Origin of the sequence: Dichelobacter nodosus (genome assembly GCF_001263335.1) — a bacterium.
GTDB classification, from domain to species: Bacteria; Pseudomonadota; Gammaproteobacteria; order Cardiobacteriales; family Cardiobacteriaceae; genus Dichelobacter; species Dichelobacter nodosus.
Map to the genome: position 1 here is coordinate 304,870 of NZ_LGVW01000028.1, position 21,201 is coordinate 326,070.

General features: G+C 42.9%; 19 protein-coding genes and 1 tRNA gene. 8 read left to right on the forward strand and 12 right to left on the reverse strand.

The window, feature by feature from the left end:
- Window positions 1-101: 101 nt before the first annotated feature.
- Window positions 102-596: a tyrosine-type recombinase/integrase gene (locus tag AKG33_RS06000; RefSeq protein ID WP_012031350.1), complete on the reverse strand. Its 495-nt coding sequence runs from the start codon at window positions 594-596 to the stop codon at window positions 102-104.
- A 648-nt stretch (window positions 597-1,244) separates the two neighbouring features.
- On the opposite strand from AKG33_RS06000, the gene AKG33_RS06005 reads away from it, so the two are divergent.
- From AKG33_RS06005 to vapC, 4 genes are all read left to right on the forward strand, one after another.
- On the forward strand, window positions 1,245-1,523 hold the full coding sequence (locus AKG33_RS06005) for a type II toxin-antitoxin system RelE/ParE family toxin (protein WP_041729404.1): 279 nt from the start codon (window positions 1,245-1,247) through the stop codon (window positions 1,521-1,523).
- A gap of 12 nt (window positions 1,524-1,535) precedes the next feature.
- A complete protein-coding gene (locus AKG33_RS06010; RefSeq protein ID WP_012030621.1) occupies window positions 1,536-1,844 on the forward strand; it encodes a HigA family addiction module antitoxin in 309 nt (102 codons plus the stop codon).
- Window positions 1,845-2,179: 335 nt separating this feature from the next.
- Complete coding sequence (locus AKG33_RS06015; RefSeq protein ID WP_012030622.1) at window positions 2,180-2,410, forward strand: antitoxin; 231 nt, start codon at window positions 2,180-2,182, stop codon at window positions 2,408-2,410.
- Between the two features lie 2 nt (window positions 2,411-2,412).
- Window positions 2,413-2,814 (forward strand): type II toxin-antitoxin system tRNA(fMet)-specific endonuclease VapC, encoded by a 402-nt coding sequence (gene vapC, locus AKG33_RS06020; RefSeq protein WP_119185609.1) that lies wholly within the window; start codon window positions 2,413-2,415, stop codon window positions 2,812-2,814.
- A gap of 759 nt (window positions 2,815-3,573) precedes the next feature.
- On the opposite strand, the gene AKG33_RS06025 is transcribed toward vapC, so the two are convergent.
- The 10 genes from AKG33_RS06025 to argS all read right to left on the reverse strand — a co-directional run bounded on the left by AKG33_RS06025 (window position 3,574) and on the right by argS (window position 13,240).
- Window positions 3,574-3,855: a virulence protein gene (locus tag AKG33_RS06025; protein WP_012030611.1), complete on the reverse strand. Its 282-nt coding sequence runs from the start codon at window positions 3,853-3,855 to the stop codon at window positions 3,574-3,576.
- Between the two features lie 501 nt (window positions 3,856-4,356).
- Window positions 4,357-5,670 carry a virulence-associated E family protein gene (locus AKG33_RS06030; protein WP_012031351.1) on the reverse strand — a complete coding sequence of 438 codons (1,314 nt, stop codon included), beginning with the start codon at window positions 5,668-5,670 and terminating at the stop codon, window positions 4,357-4,359.
- A gap of 95 nt (window positions 5,671-5,765) precedes the next feature.
- Window positions 5,766-5,987: a hypothetical protein gene (locus AKG33_RS06035; protein WP_050708034.1), complete on the reverse strand. Its 222-nt coding sequence runs from the start codon at window positions 5,985-5,987 to the stop codon at window positions 5,766-5,768.
- Window positions 5,988-6,379: 392 nt separating this feature from the next.
- Complete coding sequence (locus AKG33_RS06040; RefSeq protein ID WP_012031353.1) at window positions 6,380-7,585, reverse strand: tyrosine-type recombinase/integrase; 1,206 nt, start codon at window positions 7,583-7,585, stop codon at window positions 6,380-6,382.
- A gap of 207 nt (window positions 7,586-7,792) precedes the next feature.
- Window positions 7,793-7,883 (reverse strand) — tRNA-Ser (locus tag AKG33_RS06045).
- 6 nt (window positions 7,884-7,889) lie between these two features.
- The gene (pnp, locus tag AKG33_RS06050; RefSeq protein WP_012031354.1) at window positions 7,890-9,971 is read right to left on the reverse strand and encodes a polyribonucleotide nucleotidyltransferase; all 2,082 of its coding nucleotides are present in this window, start codon (window positions 9,969-9,971) and stop codon (window positions 7,890-7,892) included.
- Window positions 9,972-9,989: 18 nt separating this feature from the next.
- Window positions 9,990-10,256, reverse strand: coding sequence for a 30S ribosomal protein S15 (rpsO, locus tag AKG33_RS06055; protein ID WP_012031355.1), 267 nt, complete (start codon window positions 10,254-10,256; stop codon window positions 9,990-9,992).
- A gap of 93 nt (window positions 10,257-10,349) precedes the next feature.
- On the reverse strand, window positions 10,350-10,871 hold the full coding sequence (gene azu, locus AKG33_RS06060; RefSeq protein ID WP_012031356.1) for an azurin: 522 nt from the start codon (window positions 10,869-10,871) through the stop codon (window positions 10,350-10,352).
- A 30-nt stretch (window positions 10,872-10,901) separates the two neighbouring features.
- The gene (locus AKG33_RS06065; protein ID WP_012031357.1) at window positions 10,902-11,465 is read right to left on the reverse strand and encodes an SPOR domain-containing protein; all 564 of its coding nucleotides are present in this window, start codon (window positions 11,463-11,465) and stop codon (window positions 10,902-10,904) included.
- The gene (gene argS, locus AKG33_RS06070; protein ID WP_012031358.1) at window positions 11,462-13,240 is read right to left on the reverse strand and encodes an arginine--tRNA ligase; all 1,779 of its coding nucleotides are present in this window, start codon (window positions 13,238-13,240) and stop codon (window positions 11,462-11,464) included. Before argS ends, AKG33_RS06065 begins: the two co-directional genes overlap by 4 nt.
- Window positions 13,241-13,422: 182 nt before the next feature.
- On the opposite strand from argS, the gene dusA reads away from it, so the two are divergent.
- Together dusA and asd are read left to right on the forward strand one after the other, a co-directional pair.
- A complete protein-coding gene (dusA, locus tag AKG33_RS06075; protein WP_012031359.1) occupies window positions 13,423-14,430 on the forward strand; it encodes a tRNA dihydrouridine(20/20a) synthase DusA in 1,008 nt (335 codons plus the stop codon).
- Complete coding sequence (gene asd, locus AKG33_RS06080; RefSeq protein ID WP_012031360.1) at window positions 14,427-15,542, forward strand: aspartate-semialdehyde dehydrogenase; 1,116 nt, start codon at window positions 14,427-14,429, stop codon at window positions 15,540-15,542. Before dusA ends, asd begins: the two co-directional genes overlap by 4 nt.
- A 160-nt stretch (window positions 15,543-15,702) precedes the next feature.
- Here the strand turns inward: asd and AKG33_RS06085 are convergent, their stop codons facing one another.
- Entirely contained in the window at window positions 15,703-17,595 is a 1,893-nt protein-coding gene (locus tag AKG33_RS06085) for a DEAD/DEAH box helicase (RefSeq protein ID WP_012031361.1), read from the reverse strand.
- A gap of 189 nt (window positions 17,596-17,784) precedes the next feature.
- On the opposite strand from AKG33_RS06085, the gene pheS reads away from it, so the two are divergent.
- Together pheS and pheT are read left to right on the forward strand one after the other, a co-directional pair.
- Window positions 17,785-18,816 (forward strand): phenylalanine--tRNA ligase subunit alpha, encoded by a 1,032-nt coding sequence (gene pheS, locus AKG33_RS06090; RefSeq protein WP_135326059.1) that lies wholly within the window; start codon window positions 17,785-17,787, stop codon window positions 18,814-18,816.
- Window positions 18,817-18,828: 12 nt separating this feature from the next.
- Entirely contained in the window at window positions 18,829-21,198 is a 2,370-nt protein-coding gene (gene pheT / locus AKG33_RS06095) for a phenylalanine--tRNA ligase subunit beta (protein ID WP_012031363.1), read from the forward strand.
- Window positions 21,199-21,201 lie beyond the last annotated feature (3 nt).

The following is a 21,201-nucleotide window of genomic DNA, read 5'->3' on the forward strand; positions in this document are numbered from 1 at the left end:
TTGACTTTTTGGAGCAGCTCGCCAAAGAAAGTTCAATACCGCAAGTGGCGATTGTTGTTGAAGCACTGATGCTTTGGGCAGAAAAAAACGGCTTTGATGTATCAAAAAATAAAGGGAATGCTTCGCAGATGGGTGACGAGTTCTCCAGCAGTGATGGACTCAATAGGGCGCGCATGAAAAGCAGGAAGAATGTAATTCTTTAGATTGGCGTAAATATCATTGCGATGCTTTAACGTCCAACCTTTAGCCTTATGGGTTGTTTCTAGCCAGTCCATCGCTACATTACGAAATAACTGCGGTGATGAACCGTTAACCTCCAACTCAAGCGCCTTCTTTGCTGCTTTGGCTTTACGTTTCTCATAGTTAGGGTCAATGCCTTGCTTGAGCTGTTGCGTAAAAATGGCATTCAACGCGCGCGCTTCCAATAGGCTGGTTTCAGGATATACACCAAAAGCAGCAGTGTTTTGTTTCCCATTGAAACGGTAAGACCGTCGCCAGTATTTACCCTTTTCGGTAACGTATAGATATAAACCCTCACCGTCAAAGTGTTTTCCCAACTTTGCAACTTCACATTTCCTTGCTGTTAACTTGCCCATACTCTCTTCCTCACCACTGTTTTTTATCGTTGGGGGTATTTTTTTGGCATGGAATTATATATACCCCCAAATAACGCTGGCTTTAGGTGAGGTTCCTTGAGGCTCTATGAGGTCATAAATGGCTTAACTACAGCTTTTCAAGGCAATAAAAAAGCTCCATGATGGAGCTTGAAACTAAGTATGGCGGAGGGGGCGAGATGTAACTTATTGATTTTTATTTGTATTACATACGGTTATTAAATCATAAAATTTTGATAGTCCATATTTGTCACTATCCTCATGGCATGCGAAAGATAAAAATGCATATATAGGCAAAAATAGGTGGTTACCGTGGTTACCTGGTTACCTGGTTACCAACGTTGATTTTAAAGGAGTTTTTGGGGTGCTTAGGTGGTTACCGCACGGTTACCGGTGGTTACCGCATTGATTTTAAAAGAGAAAGCATATTTTCGAGCTAACAGCCAAAATTGAGTCCCATTTGCTAACTGATTGAAATTAAAAGATAAGCATGTTTTAGGCAGTGGTTACCGTGGTGGTTACCGTTTTTCCTCATGACTTAATTTTCTGATGCCGCGCTTACTTGTGGCATTGTCTTTGAACCCCGTCACGTTACGCGATACAATACCGCCTTTCTTTCAAGGTACATCAATGATTAAATCTTTTGCGCACAAAGGATTGAAACGGTTTTTTGAAGATGATGACACTCGAGGAATTCAACCGCATCATGCGGAAAAATTGCGCGTGTTGCTGTACGCAATGGATATTGCGGAAACCATTCAAGAATTGGACATTGAAGGCGCTGAATTGCACCGGTTAAAGGGCAAACTAAAAACGCATTGGAGCTTGAAAGTCAACGGCAATTGGCGCGTCATTTTTGAGTTTAAAGATGGCAATGCCTACATTGTTGATTATGTGGACTACCACTAAGGAGAAAGAGTTATGGCAAAAATGAAAAATCCACCGCACCCCGGTTTAATGCTGAAAGTCATGTATTTGGAACCATTGGGGCTCAACATTACGGAAACCGCGGAAAAGCTGGATATGCCGCGTTCTGCTTTATCTGAAATTGTAAACGCCAAACGCGCAATTAGTCCTGAAGTCGCGGTGAAGCTAGAAAAAGCCTTCCCCAAACATTCGGCTTCTTTTTGGTTACGGGCTCAGGCAGGATATGCATTGTCGCGCGTCAATCCCCATTGTGCCGATAAAGTGAAACCCATTAAAACTTCTCCCCTGATGGAGTCCGTATAACAAGCGGAAAAATATATTCCCGCTCATGCTCATGACTTAATCTTCCAATGCCGCGGCTCATCGCGGTATTTTTTTAACTTCTGGGTCAAAGTTCATATTGAAATTATGGCTCATCTTTATAATTCCTTTATTTTGATAAAGCGCTCATCAGATGCGCTGGCGCATTATCGATGGTTATCGGTAATGGTTTTGGTACCCCCAAATAAAATAACGGCTCTAAACGCCAATGAGGCGCTATCCGTTTTCGATGACTTTTTCGAATAAAAAACTACCTTGCTAAAATTCGATAGTATGATATACGGCATTGATATATCACAATGCAAAGGAGGCATATCATGAAAGTAGCCAAAGTCTTTACTACGGGGCGCTCGCAAGCGGTTCGCATTCCTAAGGCGTTCCAATTTGATACGAAAGAGGTAATTATTCAGCGTTTCGGCAACGGAATTTTATTAATCCCTAAAAATTCGGATTGGCAAGGTTTTCTGGAAGCACTCAATGAGTTTGAGCCTGATTTTAAAATTGAGCGTGAGCCGCAAATAGAACAAGTGCGGGAAGACTTTTTATGAGTATCAAATTAATGCTTGATACCAATATCTGCATTTATATCATCAATCGAAAACCGCCATATATTGCCGAAAAATTTTCGCGATATGAAATAGGCGATATTGGTATATCTAACATTACCGCTTGTGAGCTTGCGTTTGGCGTAGAAAAATCAGGTTCAGCAAAAAACAAAACCGCATTAACAAAATTTTTGGCACCACTATCAATATTGCCTTTTGATAAACAAGCTATTTGGCATTACGCACGAATCCGACAATCACTGCAAAACCGCGGTACCCCTATCGGGGCTTTAGATATGCTTATCGCTAGCCATGCATTGGCGCTTGATATCACGTTGGTAACAAATAACACCAAAGAATTTGAACGCGTTGATGGGTTGATGTTAGATAATTGGGTGATAGATTAATCCATTTATAACCATCCCCTCATGACTTAATTTTCTAATGCCGCGACTCATCGAGGTATTTTTTTAAACTTATTGGGTTATTTCAGCCGAATTTGGTCTTTTATGAGGTTTAGAAAATCCTGCGCTTTTAATGCGATCTGACGGGTGCCTCTTCATTTTCTTAAAAGTCACAAGAGATAGCTCCATCTTTTATGACTTTTATTATCTTTTTGAGTACCGCCGGATCTGGTCTTTTATGATTTCTTGATATTAATGTTTTGGTAATAGTCCATATTTGTCCGCAACACGTCAAAAAATGACCTCAAAAAATAATATCTAATTAAATTAATTAGTTACCGATTTTATACTCGTTGTAATTATGCTATATGTTGAAAGTTAGTGTCGCACGTGTTTTAGGTGTTGCATCTCACGTTAATTATTTGATTTAAAAAAATAAAAAATGAAACACTGTAGTTGCATACCTGTTGCAAGTGTGTTGCATAGTGTTGTATTTTAATTACAATTAGGCGGACGCTTTTTTATAGTGTTGCATAATGTTGCATAGTGTTGCACCTCTTTTCTTTATTTATCAATGTATTAATTATAATATTTAGTAAGTGCAACATATGCAACACTAGAAATACAAATAGAGATGTTTTTAATCTGTTTTGCTAACCTTATGACTTTTTAGACAATAAAAAAAGCAGCCTATTTGGCTGCTTCATATTTTTTGGAGGATACTTAATCCATGCCTCCGCTTGAATCTGGGCGTTTAGATGATCATGCACCTTTCACTATTGCGGTAAAATCTGACCAATCCTCAACTTTGAATGCTCTAATGTCTCTTACGGAACTTTTAAACCAATCAATCTTAGACAGGGTGCTAATTGCACGGTAAACCGTTGCGAGGTTGTTATCATTAGATAGATAAACGCTCCCTTGTGTCCATTCAAATCCGATTGCTTTAAGTTCTTTACCAATTTCTAAGTATGCGCCATTGTACGGTTCGCCATAGTGTTTTTTTAATTCGGCAATTTCTAAATCAAAAGCAATTGCGTACATCTTTAAATTCCTCATGTTGTCTAAATGGAAGAGATATTTCTCCTGCACAAATTATCTGTTATCAATAATTGAGTTTCAATCAAAAAGATAAGGAAAATCCTGCGCTTTTAATGCGATCTGATGAGGGCATCTTTATTTCATTCAAAGTCAAGAAAAGAATGAACTCTCTTTCATGACTTTTATTATCCTTTTTGAGCAACCAAAAGATGTTGAGTGTTCACACATACTCACTGAGAGCCTTAAATCCATTTATAAAGCGATTCAAGCGGTGAAATTCTGCTAATCGGTTTTTTGTTACTTATTGTTACTCTTTATTACTCCATATAGGTAACATAATAATGATATAAAAATCATGATATTAACATACATGTTACCCTTGTTACCCCTATTTTAAAGACTTTGCTAGAATTTCATATCTTTATGATTTTTAAAGACAAATAAAAAAGCAGCCGAAGCTGCTTTTATGTTTTTAGGTGATTTCATACAAGGTAATCGGAATTTTTACTTTTGCCGTAAATACCCTTTCGCTAAGCCATAGCGTTTTCCAAATCGGCTAGTTGTGTGCTCCCACCCTGCACGCCGCATAATGTTAGCGATACGCTTGGCTTTAGCATCTGTCATTTGCTCTTTACTGATGTTTAGGCATTCTCTCCAAATCTCCAAAGTGGCGACTTTATCGCGCATCACCCATTGCACGCTGTTTCCATCTCTTGGTGGGTAAGCTTGCCCAGCGTTGCATTCCCAATAGTCATCACGGATTTTCTCGTCTAACCAAGGCAGAATGACGCCTTCCCAAGGGTCTAGATAACTCGCCGCTTGTTGGGCTAATTTTGCCTGTTCTAGGGCTTCTTTGCCTTGTAAGATCAGTGGAACATAGGGTGCAGCTTTATAATGTACTACCGCTTCAGCAAAGAGTTGTTCTCTAACTTCGGCTAAAGCCTCAAAATCAAGCGCTTTATGGCAGATAATCGGAAAAAAGCGTCTATTACCTGTGGCATCGCGTAAATAATCATCAGCATTCGTTGTGCCAACGAATACTGTTCTTCTCGGGAAACTTTGCACACGTCGCCCATAAGCCATTCTTGCGCGATCTTCTGTACGCGTGATAAATGCTTTGATCTCCTCGATTTCTGCTTTACTGAAACCTTGTAGTTCAGGGATTTCACCAATCAACACACCTTGTATGGCTTCGATAGCTTCTTTTCCCTCAAATTTGCGGATACCGTCCGAATACCATTCACCGCCTAAAATGCGCAGAAAGCTAGATTTACTAATTCCTTGATCGCCTTGTAAGACAATTACATGGTCAAATTTAATTGCAGGTTGATAAACACGCGCGACAAGAGCACGAAAAAATAGGGTAGATATGTCAATGGTGTAAGCATTACGTTCTACACCTAAGAAGTCATGAAAAGCGGTGGCAATGCGCGGTTTGCCGTCCCATTGTAGGCTTTCAAGATATTGCTGTATTGGGCAAAAAATATGCTCTCTTGCCAACATTTTTATGCCTATGTCTATGCTATCTATAGGCAAAATCAAACCATAATTATCGCCTGCATAGCGGTAAAATTCCTCAGTGTCGTCATCTGTCCATTCTGTACCGTTGTGTTGGTCTTGACATTTTCGCCATGGCAAATCACGAATAAAAACGGCGCGGTTGTAAAGAGTATTGAATGCCATGCAACCGATTAGGGATTCATCTTGCTGAAAGAACGCTAGAACGTTGCGGTAATCTTTAGCAATGCGGTTGTTATTCAGCACAAAGGCAATATCAGGCAGGTTTTTATGTAGAGATTTTACAAGTTCGGTTTTCATGATAAAATTCTCTTGCTAGATGTTTGTGCTGCGGTTTCGCAGCATTTTTTTTGCTCTTCCTCAATGGCAGTAATATGAGCCAATCTTTCCATGACTTAATCCTCCAATGCTGCGATTGCCGCGGCATTTTGCGCAATTAACGCTTGCGTTAAATGATAGGCAAGACGCAATAAATCAGATTGCATGTCATGATTTAATTCGCGATCTGGGTGATCGGCAGCGAGTTCTAGGCAAGATAAAAGCGACAATAAAACGTGATCGGGATTCAAGATGGTGATAGTTGGCGATGTTGTAGCGCCGATAAATGAATCAGACATGTGCAGTCTCCTTTCGTAATTTTGGATTGACTGCCGCCATTAATGCCAAATAAGGGCGACAGCATACGCGGGATTGGCATTACCGCTACGAAAGAAACGGCGAACCTTGCGGTTCTCCCACGCACACTGCCATAACAAATTTGAGGCATAAAAAATGCGCTTAATAAGCGCTGTACACGCTTTCGTATCAACGAGATGCCAATCCCGACTACAGCTTACTGTAGCGAGTGGACTATAGGCTAAAAGCTCTTGGCTTGTCAATAGATAAGTCTTCATTTTTATTGAATAATCTCCTTAAATAAAAAATGCATTAGCGTTGATGTTCTTGCGCTTTTGTCTGATATTTTCCTGACTTAAGCGTAAATAGTTGTGTTTTTAGCTGTCTGTATTCATTAGCTCACCCTGATTTTTTTACGGATATAATCCGCCCACCACTGCATCATACGGTGGCGCTCTTCCAAATACTCCGCGCGGTTATAGGCAGCTCTAACCGCGTTTTCGTCTGTATGCGCCAATTGTCTTTCAATGGCATCGGGATTCCATAAACCACTTTCATTCATTGCCGTTGATGCGGTGGCTCTAAAGCCATGCGGTACAGCTCGCCCTGCATACCCTAAACGCTTCATAGCAAGTGATAGCGTCGTGTCGCTTAGCGGTGTGTTACGGTTGCCTGTTACAAAATAAGGGCTGTTATTTCTGCGTAAACTTCTTAATTCGTCCAAGATTTCTAATGCCCAATCGGATAGCGGCACAATGTGCGGACGGTTCATCTTCATGCGTTCGGCTGGAATATGCCATTCATTGCCTTGCAACTCTTGCCATTGTCCAAAGCGCAATTCTCCGCTTCTTGTCATGGTAAGGATAAGTAGGCGTAAAGCTAAGGCAGTTTTTGGGTTGCCGTAAGTGTCAAGCTGTTTGAAAAAAATGCCCAATTCTCTAGCAGGCAAAGAAGGTTGTTTTGCAATGGTGCTGCGAAAGATTTTCGGTAAGGCAATGGCAGGATTCCTACTGAGGCGGTCTGTTTGAATGGCATAATCAAAAACGGCACGTATACGCTGCTTCACTCGGCTTGCGGTCTCTGGTCGGTCGTACAATTTTTCCATGACTTTAAGCAATTCAGGCGGTGAAATTCTGCTAATCGGTTTTTTGCCAATGAAAGGGAAAACAAACTGTTCCAAAGTAGTAATCACTTGTTGTGCGTGCTTTTCATTTTTCCATTCAGGGCGCTTGAGTTGGTACCATTCGCGCGCAACAAACTCAAAAGTTTCTTTTTGAGTTTTTTCTTCGGCTAAATAAGCTGCTTGCTTTTTCTTGCGTTCTGCTAAAGGGTCTAAGCCTTGGCGTAAGTGATAGCGCAGTTCTAAGGCTTCACCGCGTGCAGCTTCAATACTCATTGCAGGATAGCGCCCCAATGACATATTGCGTTCACGCCCGTTAATGTAATAGCGGAAATTCCAAAAATATGAGCCTCTATCGGTAATTTTGAGGCTTAAACCATCGCCATCGGTTAGGCGAAGATAGCCTCTGCTGGGCTTTTTTGCTGTTTGAATGATTTTGTCAGTGAGTCGCATGATGTTAGAAAAATGATTGCCTAACATCAGATTAGCAGCTGGGTTTTAGCTTTTAAACAGTCCAAAATAAACCATAAAAAATGGAGTACAGAACTGAACACAACAGAATTAAACCGAACACAACTGAACAAATTAAATATACTTAATACTATGTTTTTATAGAATTTTTACATCATGAAATTGGGAAAAAACCAATAAAAAAAGCAGCTTATAAAAGCTGCTTTTAAGCATCAGTGGCGGACAGGGGGGGATTCGAACCCCCGATACGCTATTAACGTATACACACTTTCCAGGCGTGCGCGTTCAACCACTCCGCCACCTGTCCAAAAAATTATTTTGCTTCTTTAATTGAAAGTCGAACCCGCCCTTGGCGATCGATTTCCAACAATTTCACTTTCACTTCCTGCCCTTCTGTTAATTCATCGCGTACATCATTAACCCGATAATCAGCAATTTGTGAAATATGAACTAAACCTTCTTTTCCCGGCAAAAATTGCAAAAATGCGCCAAAATCCGTGATTTTTGTCACTTTAGCATCGTAAATACGACCAATTTCTGGTTCTGCCACAATTTCTTCGATTAAACGGCGTGCATTCGCCGCGGCAGCTTTATCAGTTGCGGCAATTTTAACACTACCATCATCTTCAATTTCAATAGTTGTTCCCGTCTGTTCGGTAATGCTACGAATTGTTGCGCCGCCTTTACCAATAACATCTTTAATTTTTTCAGTATCAATACGCATACTTGAAAAGCGCGGTGCATAATCAGACAATTCCGCGCGCGGTGCCGCAATCGCTTGATTCATCACTTCAAGAATATGCAAACGCCCTTCATGCGCTTGAGAAAGCGCTTGACGCATAATTTCTTCGGTAATGCCGTTGATTTTAATATCCATTTGCAGCGCGGTTACCCCTGTCGCCGAACCTGCCACTTTAAAATCCATATCCCCAAGATGATCTTCATCTCCGAGAATGTCGGTCAAAATAGCAAACTCGTCCCCTTCTTTAATTAATCCCATCGCAATACCAGCAACGGGCGTTTGTACGGGTACACCAGCGTCCATCAAAGCCAAACTTGAACCACAAACAGAAGCCATAGAACTCGAGCCGTTAGATTCCGTAATTTCAGAAACAACGCGAATTGTATAAGGGAAATCTTCTTCTAGCGGCAATACTGCGGACAATCCGCGGCGTGCTAAACGTCCGTGACCAATTTCACGACGTTTGGGAGAACCAATCCGCCCGATCTCACCGACCGAAAACGGTAAAAAATTATAGTGAAGCATGAAATTATCCCGAACTTCACCATCTAAAGTATCCAGCAATTGCGCATCGCGTCCCGTGCCCAAAGTCGCTACCACCAGCGCTTGCGTTTCGCCACGCGTAAATAAAGCAGAACCATGTGCGCGTGGCAAAACACTCGTGTGAATAGTAATGGGGCGCACGGTTTTTGTATCGCGACCATCAATGCGCGGTTGTTTCTTTAAAATACGGTCGCGCACAATGCGATAGGCTAAGTGATGTACGTATTCGTTAACCAGCGTTTCTTCCCAACCGTGCGCATTATTTTGAATGCCTAACAGCGCAACGGCATCGGCATGAATTTGTGCTACCGTTTCTTGCCGCGTTTGTTTATGCGCAATTTGATAAGCCGCAACCAATCGTTCTTCGAAATGATTTTTTACTTCCGTATCTAATTGTTCATCGCGTGCTGGCGATTGCCAAGCCCAAGCGGGTTTAGCAGCTTGAGCGGCTAACTCATTAATACTTTTAATAACAACTTGTTGCTGACGATGTCCGAACATCACGGCTTCAAGCATGACCGCTTCAGAAAGTTGATCGGCTTCCGATTCAACCATCAATACCGCTGATTCTGTTCCCGCAACGACCAAATCCAACCGTGAATTCTTCAAAGCTTTTGGTGATGGATTTAAAACATACGCATCATTAACATAACCCACGCGCGCCGCCGCGATAGGTCCGTTAAAAGGCAGTCCAGACAATTTCAGTGCCGCTGATGCGCCAATGATAGAAGGAATATCAGGACTGACTTCCGGATTATAAGAAAGTACCGTCGCAATAATTTGCACTTCATTTAAAAAACCATCTGCAAACAAAGGACGAATCGGGCGATCGATCAATCGAGAAATTAATGTTTCTTCTTCGCTCGGACGCCCTTCACGTTTGAAAAATCCACCCGGTATTTTACCCGCGGCATAATTTTTTTCTTGATAATCAACGGTAAGCGGGAAAAAATCCTGCCCCTCGGCAACGGTTTTGTTAGCAACTACCGTTACCAAAACGATCGTATCGTCCATATTAACGATGACAGCCCCGTCCGCTTGCCGAGCGATTTCCCCAGTTTCCAGCGTAACTTGGTGCTGACCGTATGTAAAAGAGACAGAATGTTTCACAGCAAACCCTATTAATAATTAACGACGCAATCCTAAATCAGCAATCAGTTGGCGATAGCCTTCAAAGTTAGTTCTTTTGAAATATTCTAAAAGACGGCGGCGACGGCTAACCATTTTGAGCAAACCACGACGAGAGTGGTGATCTTTTTTATTGAGATCAAAATGACTTTGTAAATCGCTGATACGCGCGCTCAATAATGCAATTTGCACTTCGGTTGAACCCGTATCCCCTTCTTTCTTCTGATATTTTTTAATAATATCTGCTTTATTTTCAACTGTTAACATTGTGTACTCCGAAAAAACGAATATAAACCGACGGCATGGCTTAACAAAAGGCGAGCGATTTTATAAGAAACGATCGGTTTTTGCAAATATTCCCTATTCAGCAACAACTACCGTGCCGCGCATAGTTTTGGCGTGTTCCGGCGCACTGCAGAAGAAAACATAATCAAAATTTGCGGAGAAGATATTCGTTTTAAACGTAATCTTTGTTTCCTCGCCGCCACCGATTAAATCAGTATGCGCGATAATGCGTCTATCATTTTGTTGTACATAATTATTTTTCACGCCGGCTGCGATATTGGTTTGCACGATATCCTCAAAATCATCTTTACTATCTTTTTGAGTAATCTTAGCAATAACAACGTTATGCCCCATTTTTTCGGCAGGTAATTTGCCGGTATGTTTTAAATGCAGCGTAAATTCAGCGCAATCCATTTTGTTAATGATTAACGTATCTTGATTAAAATGCATGGCATCATCGGCTTCTAAAAAAACTTCACAGGCTTCTTTTTCCACCGCTTTTTCATCAGAAAGCGACAAGTTCACCGATGCTTTTTCCTGCGCCGCGCTCATTCCACTTAAAAAAACCGCTAACACGGCAATCCATGTTTTTTTCATATCAACCTCAATTTAAAAATATTTATCAAATCAATTTACATAAGCTTTTAGCAAAGTTTTCATGCCTTCGCGCTCGATTTTTTTCTGCACTTCCAACGCTTCTTCACGTTGAACATAAGGACCAATTTGCACCAAATAAACCGAACCATTACGAATCATCGTCACCGGATAATCCCGCAAAATCATCTTTGCCCGCAGTCGTTCTGCCGCTTCAACCTCTTTAAACGCGCCCACTTGAATCCTAAAATTACGCCCCGTCACCGTTGACTTTTCCGACGTTTCAACCCGCCGGCGCACTTCAGCATCAACTTCTTCATGGCGTTTTTTAAGTTCATCATAAAAAGTATATTTGGGTTTATCACCGGCACGCGGCGCGCTCGAATCTGCTAAAACTTGCGCTTTTGCGATCGTTTCTTGATGACGCACCGCAAGCGGCGCATCATCTTTTCCCAATAACATATGAATCAACATAAAAACCAGCACCATGACGATAATTATTAACAACACAATGCCAGCAAACCTCTGGCGCACAAATTGTGCATTACTTTGTGCGCGTGATTTTTGTTCTTTTCTTCTGCGAACGCGTCCGCTCACATCCGCTCCCGTGCCTGCACACCAATAATTGCTAAAGCATTACGCAACACTTGCCGCACTGCCCAAGTCAGTAACAATCTGGCATTACGAATTTCTTCGTCTTCATGCAAAACTTTATGACCCACATCGTAATAATGATGCCAGCGTGTTGCTAACTCTTTCAAATAAATAATAACTTGATGCGGTGCCATTTGTTTGCCCGCGGCAATAACTACTTCTGGATAACGGTGTAATTCCGAAATTAAAGCCGTTTCCTCCGGTTCCACTAAGGCATTACGACATTTCAACGCCGCTTCCGGTGAAAATTCATAACCTTCTTCTTCAGCTTTATTGAGCATACCGCAGCAACGCGCGTGCGCATATTCCACATAATAAAATGGATTATCTTTGCTGTTAGATTCTGCTAAATCCAAATCAAAATCCAAATGTTGCTCAGGTTTACGCATCACATAGAAAAACCGCGCGGCATCAGCGCCAACATGTTCCCGCAAATCGCGCAAAGTCACGAATTCACCGCTGCGCGTACTCATTTGCATTTTTTCGCCGCCTTTGTATAACACGGCAAATTGCACCAAAGCAATCACGAGTTTTTCCGGATCCAAACCCAAAGCCGCCAAAGAAGCACGGACGCGCGCCATATAACCATGGTGATCGGCGCCTAAAATATCGATCATTTGATCATAGCCGCGGTTATATTTATCAAAATGGTAGGAAATATCGGAAGAAAAATAAGTGGTCATGCCATTTTTACGACGCACCACGCGGTCTTTTTCATCGCCAAAAGCCGTTGATTTAAACCAAACCGCGCCGTCTTTTTCATACAAATAACCAGCTTCATCAACTTTCTTTAACGCGTTATTAATCATGTCGTTTTCTGACATCGAACGCTCGGAAAACCAACGATCAAAAAAGACGCCAAACTCTTCCAAATCGCCGCGAATATCGTCCAATTCCATGCTTAACGCTAAATCAAAAACGCCGCGGTATTCTTTTTGTCCTAATTTTTCTTTCAAACCAGCAATTGCGCCATCAATCCAGCGATCGCGGTCGCCGTTATCCACTTGTTCCTGCGTCCAAGTTTGCGGATAATCAGGCGCCCATTCATTGACGGGATAGGCAAGGCGTTTTCCTTCTTTTTCTTTTAATTTTTTAGCAATATCAATAACATAATCGCCTTGATAAATACCTTTTGGCAACGCCACGCCGATGCCGCATTCTTGAACGTAACGCCAATAAACCGACAACGCCAAAATATCCATTTGTCTGCCGAAGTCATTAATATAATATTCGCGGTCAACTTGATGACCGTTGGCAATTAATAAACGGCTCAAAGAATCGCCATAAGCCGCGCCGCGCCCGTGTCCCACGTGTAACGGTCCGGTTGGATTAGCGGAAACGAATTCCACTAAAATTTTGCGCGCGTTGGGATTTTCAAAGCAGCCATACCGTTCTTTTTTAGCAACAACATTTTCTAAAACAGCGGTAATGCTTTCTCGAGATAAACGAATATTGATAAATCCGGGACCCGCAACTTCCATGCCCGCAACGCTATCCATCAGCGGTACAGAAACCACCAATTCATCGGCTAATTGCCGCGGTTTCATCTTGAATACTTTGGCGTATTTCAAAGCGATATTGCTGGCAAAATCCCCATTTTCAGGGTCTTTGCATCGTTCTATTTCAATGGCTTGATCTAATAATCGAATATCGATGCCATGATTTTTAGCGACCAATATCAAGGCTGATCCCAACCCGTCTTGAATTTCGTTTTTCATGAGTAAGCACCCTTTTTTATAATAAGAATTGGCTATTCTACCGCCGATTTTTTTTAAATACCAAGAAACACAATCAATACCAAAAAGCGCGAAGATACCGAAATCATCATGATCTCTGTGTTATTTTTTTCTACAATTTGCCGTTTTTCAATCAATCCGAACCACAAAAAGGAACACGAAAGATGCCTGATAATTCTGCTTGGCGATTTTGCGTAGCGCCGATGATGGATTGGACAACGCCGGCGTGTCGTCAAATTCACCGTATTTTATTGCCCAAAGCAAGATTGTATTCAGAAATGATCACAACCGGCGCCATTCTTTTCGGCGATGCACAGCGCTATTTAACGCATCAAAACGATGAACCCTGCGCGCTGCAACTCGGCGGCAGTAATCCTGACGAACTTGCCCGCGCAACGGCAATTGCGCAATCTTATCATTACGCGGAAATGAATTTAAACGTTGGTTGCCCCAGCGATCGCGTGCAAAATAATCAAATTGGCGCGTGTTTGATGAAATCGCCGCGATTAGTGGCGCAATGTTTAACCGCGATGCAAAAAGAAAGCGATGTGCCGGTCAGCATCAAACATCGTTTAGGCATTGATGAACAAGATGAACATTTAGTTTTTGATTTTGTTGACCAAATCAGCCAAGAAAGTCCCTGCCGCATTTTTATTGTGCACGCGCGCAAAGCGTGGTTATCAGGATTGAGTCCTAAAGAAAACCGCACCGCGCCGCCGCTTCATTATGAAATCGTCTACAAAATCAAAGAACAATTTCCCGAATTAACCATAATTATCAACGGCGGCATCGATTTCATCGCCGCTTGCCAAAATCATTTGCATTATGTTGATGGCGTTATGCTCGGACGCGCCGCCTATCAACAACCGCAATTATTGCTTGCCGCGCGCGCGTTATTCGGCGATGCCGTGATGAGTGAAACAGAAATCGTGCCGCAAATCACGCAATTATTAATGAACGCACTCGATCGCGGCGAACGTTTACACGATTACACGCGGCATTTATTAGGACTTTTTCACGGCAAAAACGGCGCCAAACGTTTTCGGCAAATTTTAAGCGAATGCGCACCGCGCGCCGGATCCGATATCAACGTTTGGCAGCAAGCGCTGGCAGCGATGGCACCGCAATCAGCTATAATCCAGCCCCCAAATGCAGACGAGGATAATTTATGAAAAAAGTTGGCATCATCGGATACCGCGGCATGGTTGGTTCCGTTTTAATCGAACGCATGCAAGAAATGAATGATTTTGCCGCAATAAACAGCACGTTATTTTCCACTTCTCAAGCCGGTGCGGCGGCGCCAGCGGGAATACCCGTTTCCGAAAAACGTCTCGCTGATGCTGATGATTTAGATGCGCTTTCCGCAATGGATATTTTGATCAGTTGTCAGGGCGGCGCGTACAGCGAAAAAATACACCCACAATTGCGTCAACACGGTTGGCAAGGTTATTGGATTGATGCCGCTTCCGCTTTACGGTTACACGACAGCAGCGTGATTATTCTCGATCCGGTGAACCGCGCGGTGATTGATGCGGCGATTGCTGACGGTAAAAAAGATTTTATCGGCGGTAATTGCACGGTTTCATTAATGTTATTGGCGATGGGCGGTTTATTTGCGCAAGATTGGGTGGAATGGATTGTACCGATGACCTATCAAGCGGCTTCCGGCGGCGGCGCGCAACATATGCGCGAATTACTCATTCAAATGGGCGCGCTGGCGCATGTTGCCGGCGAAGATCTCATCAATCCCGCCAGCAGTATTTTAGATATTGATCGCCGCATCACGAGTCTTTTAAAAAATGATGCGCTCGATTGCCGTCATTTTGGCGTACCGCTTGCTGGTAGTTTAATTCCGTGGATTGATCAAGCGTGGGCAAACGGACAAAGTCGTGAAGAATGGAAGGCGCAAGTTGAAGCCAATAAAATTTTAAACCGTCAACACAATCCCGTAATTATCGATGGTTTATGTGTTCGTATTGGCGCCATGCGTTCGCACGCGCAAGCTTTAACCATTAAACTTAAACGCGAAATTCCGTTGGCGGATATTGAAGCGGCAATTGCCCAACATAATCCTTGGGTGCGGCTAATTCCGAATGAAAAAGAAGCAACAATCCATGCTTTGAGTCCGGCGGCGGTTTCGGGAACGTTAACCATTCCCGTGGGACGGCTGCACCATTTAGCAATGGGCAAAGAATATTTATCCGCATTTACCGTTGGCGACCAATTGCTTTGGGGCGCGGCAGAACCGCTGCGCCGCATGCTCGCTATTTTGTTGAACGCTTAAAATTCATGATCTAATGCAGCGGGCATAACTGATTGACCGCCCGTAAATAAAGCGGCGATTTTTCAACTGGTTATGCTGTTAATCATTGGAAAAACGAATAAGAAAATAAACCGCGCAGCCATTTAATAAAGCCCGACGGCGCGCCATCAAAAGCACGCCGTCATTTTTCCTCATTCAAAGTACCTTCGTCGCTAAGAGATTTTGAAAGCACCTCTTCCAGCGTTTTTGTAAATACATTTTCCCGCGCTGAAGTCAATACCAAGCAATGAATCGCCCGCGTCATGCCCACATAAATTTGGCGCACACTAGATTCCAACTTGTTAAGTTTGAGTGTTTCCATTTTAAAATCGCCCAAGCCGGCAAGAATAACGTGACTAAATTCCGAACCTTTACTCGCGGTAACCGTGCTTAAAGTGATTTTATCTGATTGATAAACAAACTCTTTTTTAGCTTTGGGATTGTTTAAATACTGCGCGGATATTCCTTCTTTTTCTAAAACGGCTTTTAATTCGTCGCCTAATTGTGATTTTTTATTGAAATATAAAACGGCAATATCGCCGCGCAAAACGCCTGCTTTTAGCCAATTATCAATGGTTTTTGCGATGTATTGACACTCTTCATCAGCGGATTGACACAATCGCAAAATCGGAACAATTCCACTCGCCCGCCCTGATTTTACGGGACGAATCAAGGGAATTTTCTGTTCTTCATCGGCAAATATTTCTCTGTTTAACGCACCGTCTTCGCCATCTTCTGTATCATTAACCGCAATAAACTGTTGATAAAAATTAAAAGCCACCGACAAAATCTCCTGCGTATTACGATAATTAATCCGCAAAATCGTGGTACGCCCTTGCGCTTTAATGCCCACCGATTTCAAGGGAAATTTCAAATTTTGTGTATCGCGAATATTTTGTGCGTCGTCATAGAAAAGCAATAAAGAATTCGTATCCGGATCAACTGTTTTTACCAATGCTTTAAGTTGTTCAGATTTAAAATCATGACCTTCATCAATTAATATCGACGAATACGCACCATTTAATACGCCGCGTTGCAAAATTGCTCGACACACATCATCGGCAACCGACATTTCATCATCTTTTCCCGAAATGCCGTACTCGCGCTTAATTTTGTCGCACCATTCATAAAAATAAAATACATCCACGTTTTTCGGCAGACGTTTCCGCAAAATACTGGATAACATCGTGTTAAAACACATCACCAAAATCGGTTTTTGGAATTCTTCGGCAGCACGTTTTTTCGCGAAATATTCCAAAAGTAACGTTTTCCCCGAACCGGCAACGCCGTGAATCACGCGATGCCCGTCTCCTAAATTACGCACAATGTATTCTTGCGTGTTATCCATCACACGCACCGTATCCGGTAAATCCATTTTGTCTAAATTTTTCGGCAACTTGAAACGCACATCATTGGCAATACATTCCGGAAATAAATAAGCGCGCACTTTTTGCGTTTGTACTTCAGTTAACGGTTGCGAGTAATGATAAAGTGATAAACCGTGTAACCATTGCAAAAATCTGGGTTCATCTATCGTGAGTAATTCATCATCAAGCAAACAGTCATGCTCCGAAAAATAGCGATCTAGCAACACTTTTTTTGATGGCGAAACTTTGCATCTTTCCCATCCCCCTATCACGGCACCGTATCCCCAAGAAAAAACTAAATCGCCCGCCCGTTGACCGGCTTTTTGCACTAATTGCGCATCTTTTTGCATCTGCAAAATAAATGGCAATAAACATTCGCGCGCAACTTGAACAGGGTGACGATACGCCTCTCTTTTTATGCCCAAATAAACGCTTTCAGCGTCTATTTTCTTCACACTTTTCATTTTCCAATCACGAATTTCAATGCCCAATAAACCGTAGCGTTGATGAAAAATGAGAAAATCCGGCAAAGTGCGTCCAGAAAAAACATTGGGTGCTTCAAACCAAACCAAATAATCATCATCTAAACAACGAGTTAATAAATCATAAAATTTCCATTGTGTTGCGGTTGTATTTTTTCGTGTAATGGAAGTGAGAAAAGTTGCCATGAGTTATCTTCCTGTGAATATAAAAATAATGGCAGATTATGTGAATACCGCGCAATTAATGTCAAATTTACCCCTCAAAAAAGTCATGGCGCTAAAAAGACAACATTTTTTTCACGATCAATATTTTATTGATAAAAGGTAATTTGTTAGAATCGCGCTTTTTCGCAAACGGGGAATACCGTGAATCATATTAATTTGGAAACGGAATTGGCAAAAACACTAAACGATGCACTTTTAGCGCTGGAAACCGCTAATGATCTTGTCGCTTTAGAGGGTGTTAAAAATACCTATATGGCAAAAAAAGGCATTTTTGCTGGTTACATGCAAACACTTAACGCATTGCCCGCTACTGAGCGTCCGCAATTTGGCAAAATCGTCAATCAAGCAAAAGCGCATTTTCAAAACGCTTTTAACGCCAAAAAAACCGCAGTTTCACAAGCCGCACTGCAGCAAAAACTCGCCCAAGAAACCGTTGATATTACGCTTTCCGGTCGTCAAAATTATTTAGGCGGTGAACACCCCATCACATTAACCCGCAAACGCATTGAACAATGGTTTGGTCAACTAGGATTTGTTATCCGCACGGGGCCTGAAATTGAAGACGATTTTCATAATTTCACCGCGTTAAACGTGCCCGAACATCACCCCGCGCGCGCCATGCAAGATACATTTTATTTTGATCGCGAGGCGCAAATCGTGTTACGCACGCAAACATCAAACGTACAAATCCATACTTTAGAAAAAGAATCGCTACCTTTGCGCATGATTGCGCCGGGACGCGTTTATCGCAGCGATTCTGATGCCACGCATTCCCCTATGTTTCACCAATGTGAAGGTTTAGTGGTGGATACGCATTCCACTTTTGCCGACTTAAAAGGATTATTAATCCATTTTCTGCGCGACTTTTTCGAACGCGACGATTTACGCATTCGTTTTCGTCCTTCCTTTTTCCCATTCACCGAACCATCGGCGGAAGTAGATATCGCCTTTTTCCCTCAAGAAAATGATGAAACAAATACCCAATGGTTAGAAGTATTGGGTTGCGGCATGGTGCACCCCAACGTTTTAAAAAACGTTGGTATCGACAGCAACGTTTATCAAGGATACGCCTTCGGCATGGGCATCGAACGGCTGGCAATGTTGCGCTACGGCATCACCGATTTGCGCCTCTTTTTTGAAAACGATCTGCGGTTTTTACAACAATTCCGCCGCGAACGTTAGGAGTTATCTTTTATGAAATTATCCACAGCATGGCTGAAAAACGAATTCAAATTGACCGTTGCCAGCGCCGAACTGAGCCAACGGTTAACTATGGCAGGTTTAGAAGTGGACGGCATTTTGCCGGCAGCGCCGGATTTTTCTGGCGTCATCGTTGGTGAAGTCATCGCATTAACCGCGCATGAAAATGCCGACAAATTAAAAATTGCTACCGTCAATATTGGCACTGATGAAATGCTGCAAATCGTTTGCGGTGCGGCAAACGTTGCCCAAGGTATTCGTGTGCCCGTAGCATTAATTGGCGCCGTTTTGCCCGACAATATTCATATTAAAAAAAGCAAACTGCGCGGCGTGGCTTCTTTCGGCATGTTATGTTCGGCGCGCGAGCTCGGCATGAGTGACGATCACAGCGGTTTGATGATTTTGCCTCAAGATGCACCGATCGGCTCCGATCTGCGGCACTATTTGCAATTAGACGATCCCATTTTAGAAATCGATTTAACGCCCAACCGCGCCGATTGTTTTTCAATGCGCGGATTAGCGCGTGAAGTGGCGCTTTTGCTGCAAAAACCGCTCACATTTACGCCCGTTCCCGAATATCCCGCAACCGCTGATGCACGTTTTCACATTGATAACCGTGCGCCCAAAGATTGCCCGCTTTATTTGGCGCGCCGAATTGAAGGGATTAATAATCATCAGGAAACGCCGTTTTGGCTGCGCGAACGGCTGCGCCGCGCCGGCATTCGTACCCACGATCCTATCGTTGATTGCACCAATTACGTCATGATGCTTTTGGGAACGCCGTTACACGCTTTTGATGCAGCAAAAGTCGCCGGCGATATCGTCATCAGACGCGCGCAAAAAGCAGAATCACTTGTTTTATTAAATGATCACCAAGCCGCTTTAGATGAAGACGTTTTACTGATTGCCGATCAGGAAAAAGCGTTGGCAATTGCCGGCGTAATGGGCGGAAAAGAAACGGCATGCACGGAAAATACTCAAGCCGTTATTTTGGAAAGTGCGTGGTTTCAACCGGTTACCATTTCCGGCAAAGCGCGCCGTTTTGCATTAAGTAGCGACAGCGCGCAACGTTTTGAACGCGGCGTGGATTTTACACTGCAACGGCAAGCTCTCGATCTCGTCACTCAATTAATCATAGAAATTTGCGGCGGCAGCGCGAGCGCAATTGTGGAACATCACGCGCCGGAATTTTTGCCGCAACGTTTACCGATTACGTTACCGTTTACAGAAATTCCGCGGCTGCTCGGCTACAGTTATCCCGATGAAAACATTAAAAATATATTTGTTTCTTTGGGTTGCACGATTGAAAAAACAACGGATAGTTGGTTGATTACACCGCCGGCGTGGCGTTTTGATTTGGCAATCGCTGCGGATTGCATTGAAGAAATTGCGCGCGTTGAAGGATATGACCATATTCCCGAACAATTGCCGGCGCAGGTTTATCAAAAAGATCATCAAGCGCCGCCTTCTGATGCCGTTTTGCGCCGCGAAATGGTTGCCATGGGTTTTCAAGAAACCATTACGTTAAGTTTCATCGATCGCGCCACGCATGCGGCATTTTTTGCCGACGCGCCCACGGTCAATTTATTTAATCCCATTTCGGCTGAACTTTCGGAAATGCGGTTAAGTTTGGTGCCCAGTTTGGTGCAAAAATTAATTTACAACCGCCACCGGCAACAAAATGATGTGCGTTTGTTTGAAATTGGCAGCGTATTTATTCCGCAGGGAAACAGCGCGGCAGATTGTCAACAAATTGAGCATATTGCCGGCGTGATGAGCGGTCACGCCCAACCCGAACAATGGGGATTTAACAGCCGCACCGTTGATTTTTTTGACGTAAAAGGCGTTGTAGAACGTTTGGTTGCGGGATTAGACGTTTCCTATCAACGAAGCAACGTTGCTTATTTGCACCCTCATCAAAGTGCGGAAATTATCTATCGCGATCAATCGATTGGACGCTTTGGTATGTTGCACCCTTCAATGTTGGAAACGTTAAACACCAAAGGCGGCGCCATTGCCGTTTTTGAAATCACCAGCGCGCCGTTACTTTTCCACCACACGCCGCAATTTCAAACGATTGCTAAATTTCCCAGCGTGCGCCGTGATATTGCATTGGTGCTCGATCGCAGCATTGATGCTGAATCCGTGCTCAATTTATTGAAAAAACACGGCGGAAACGTTCTCAAACATTGTTTTTGTTTTGACGTGTTTACCGGTGCGCCGCTGACCGATGATAAAAAAAGTATGGCAGTTGCGCTTATCCTGCAAGATAATGAAAAAACCTTGCAAGATGAATATGTTGAGCGTATTATTGCCCCCCTTATTGAGTTATTACACCAAAATTTTGGTGCAGAATTAAGGTAAAAA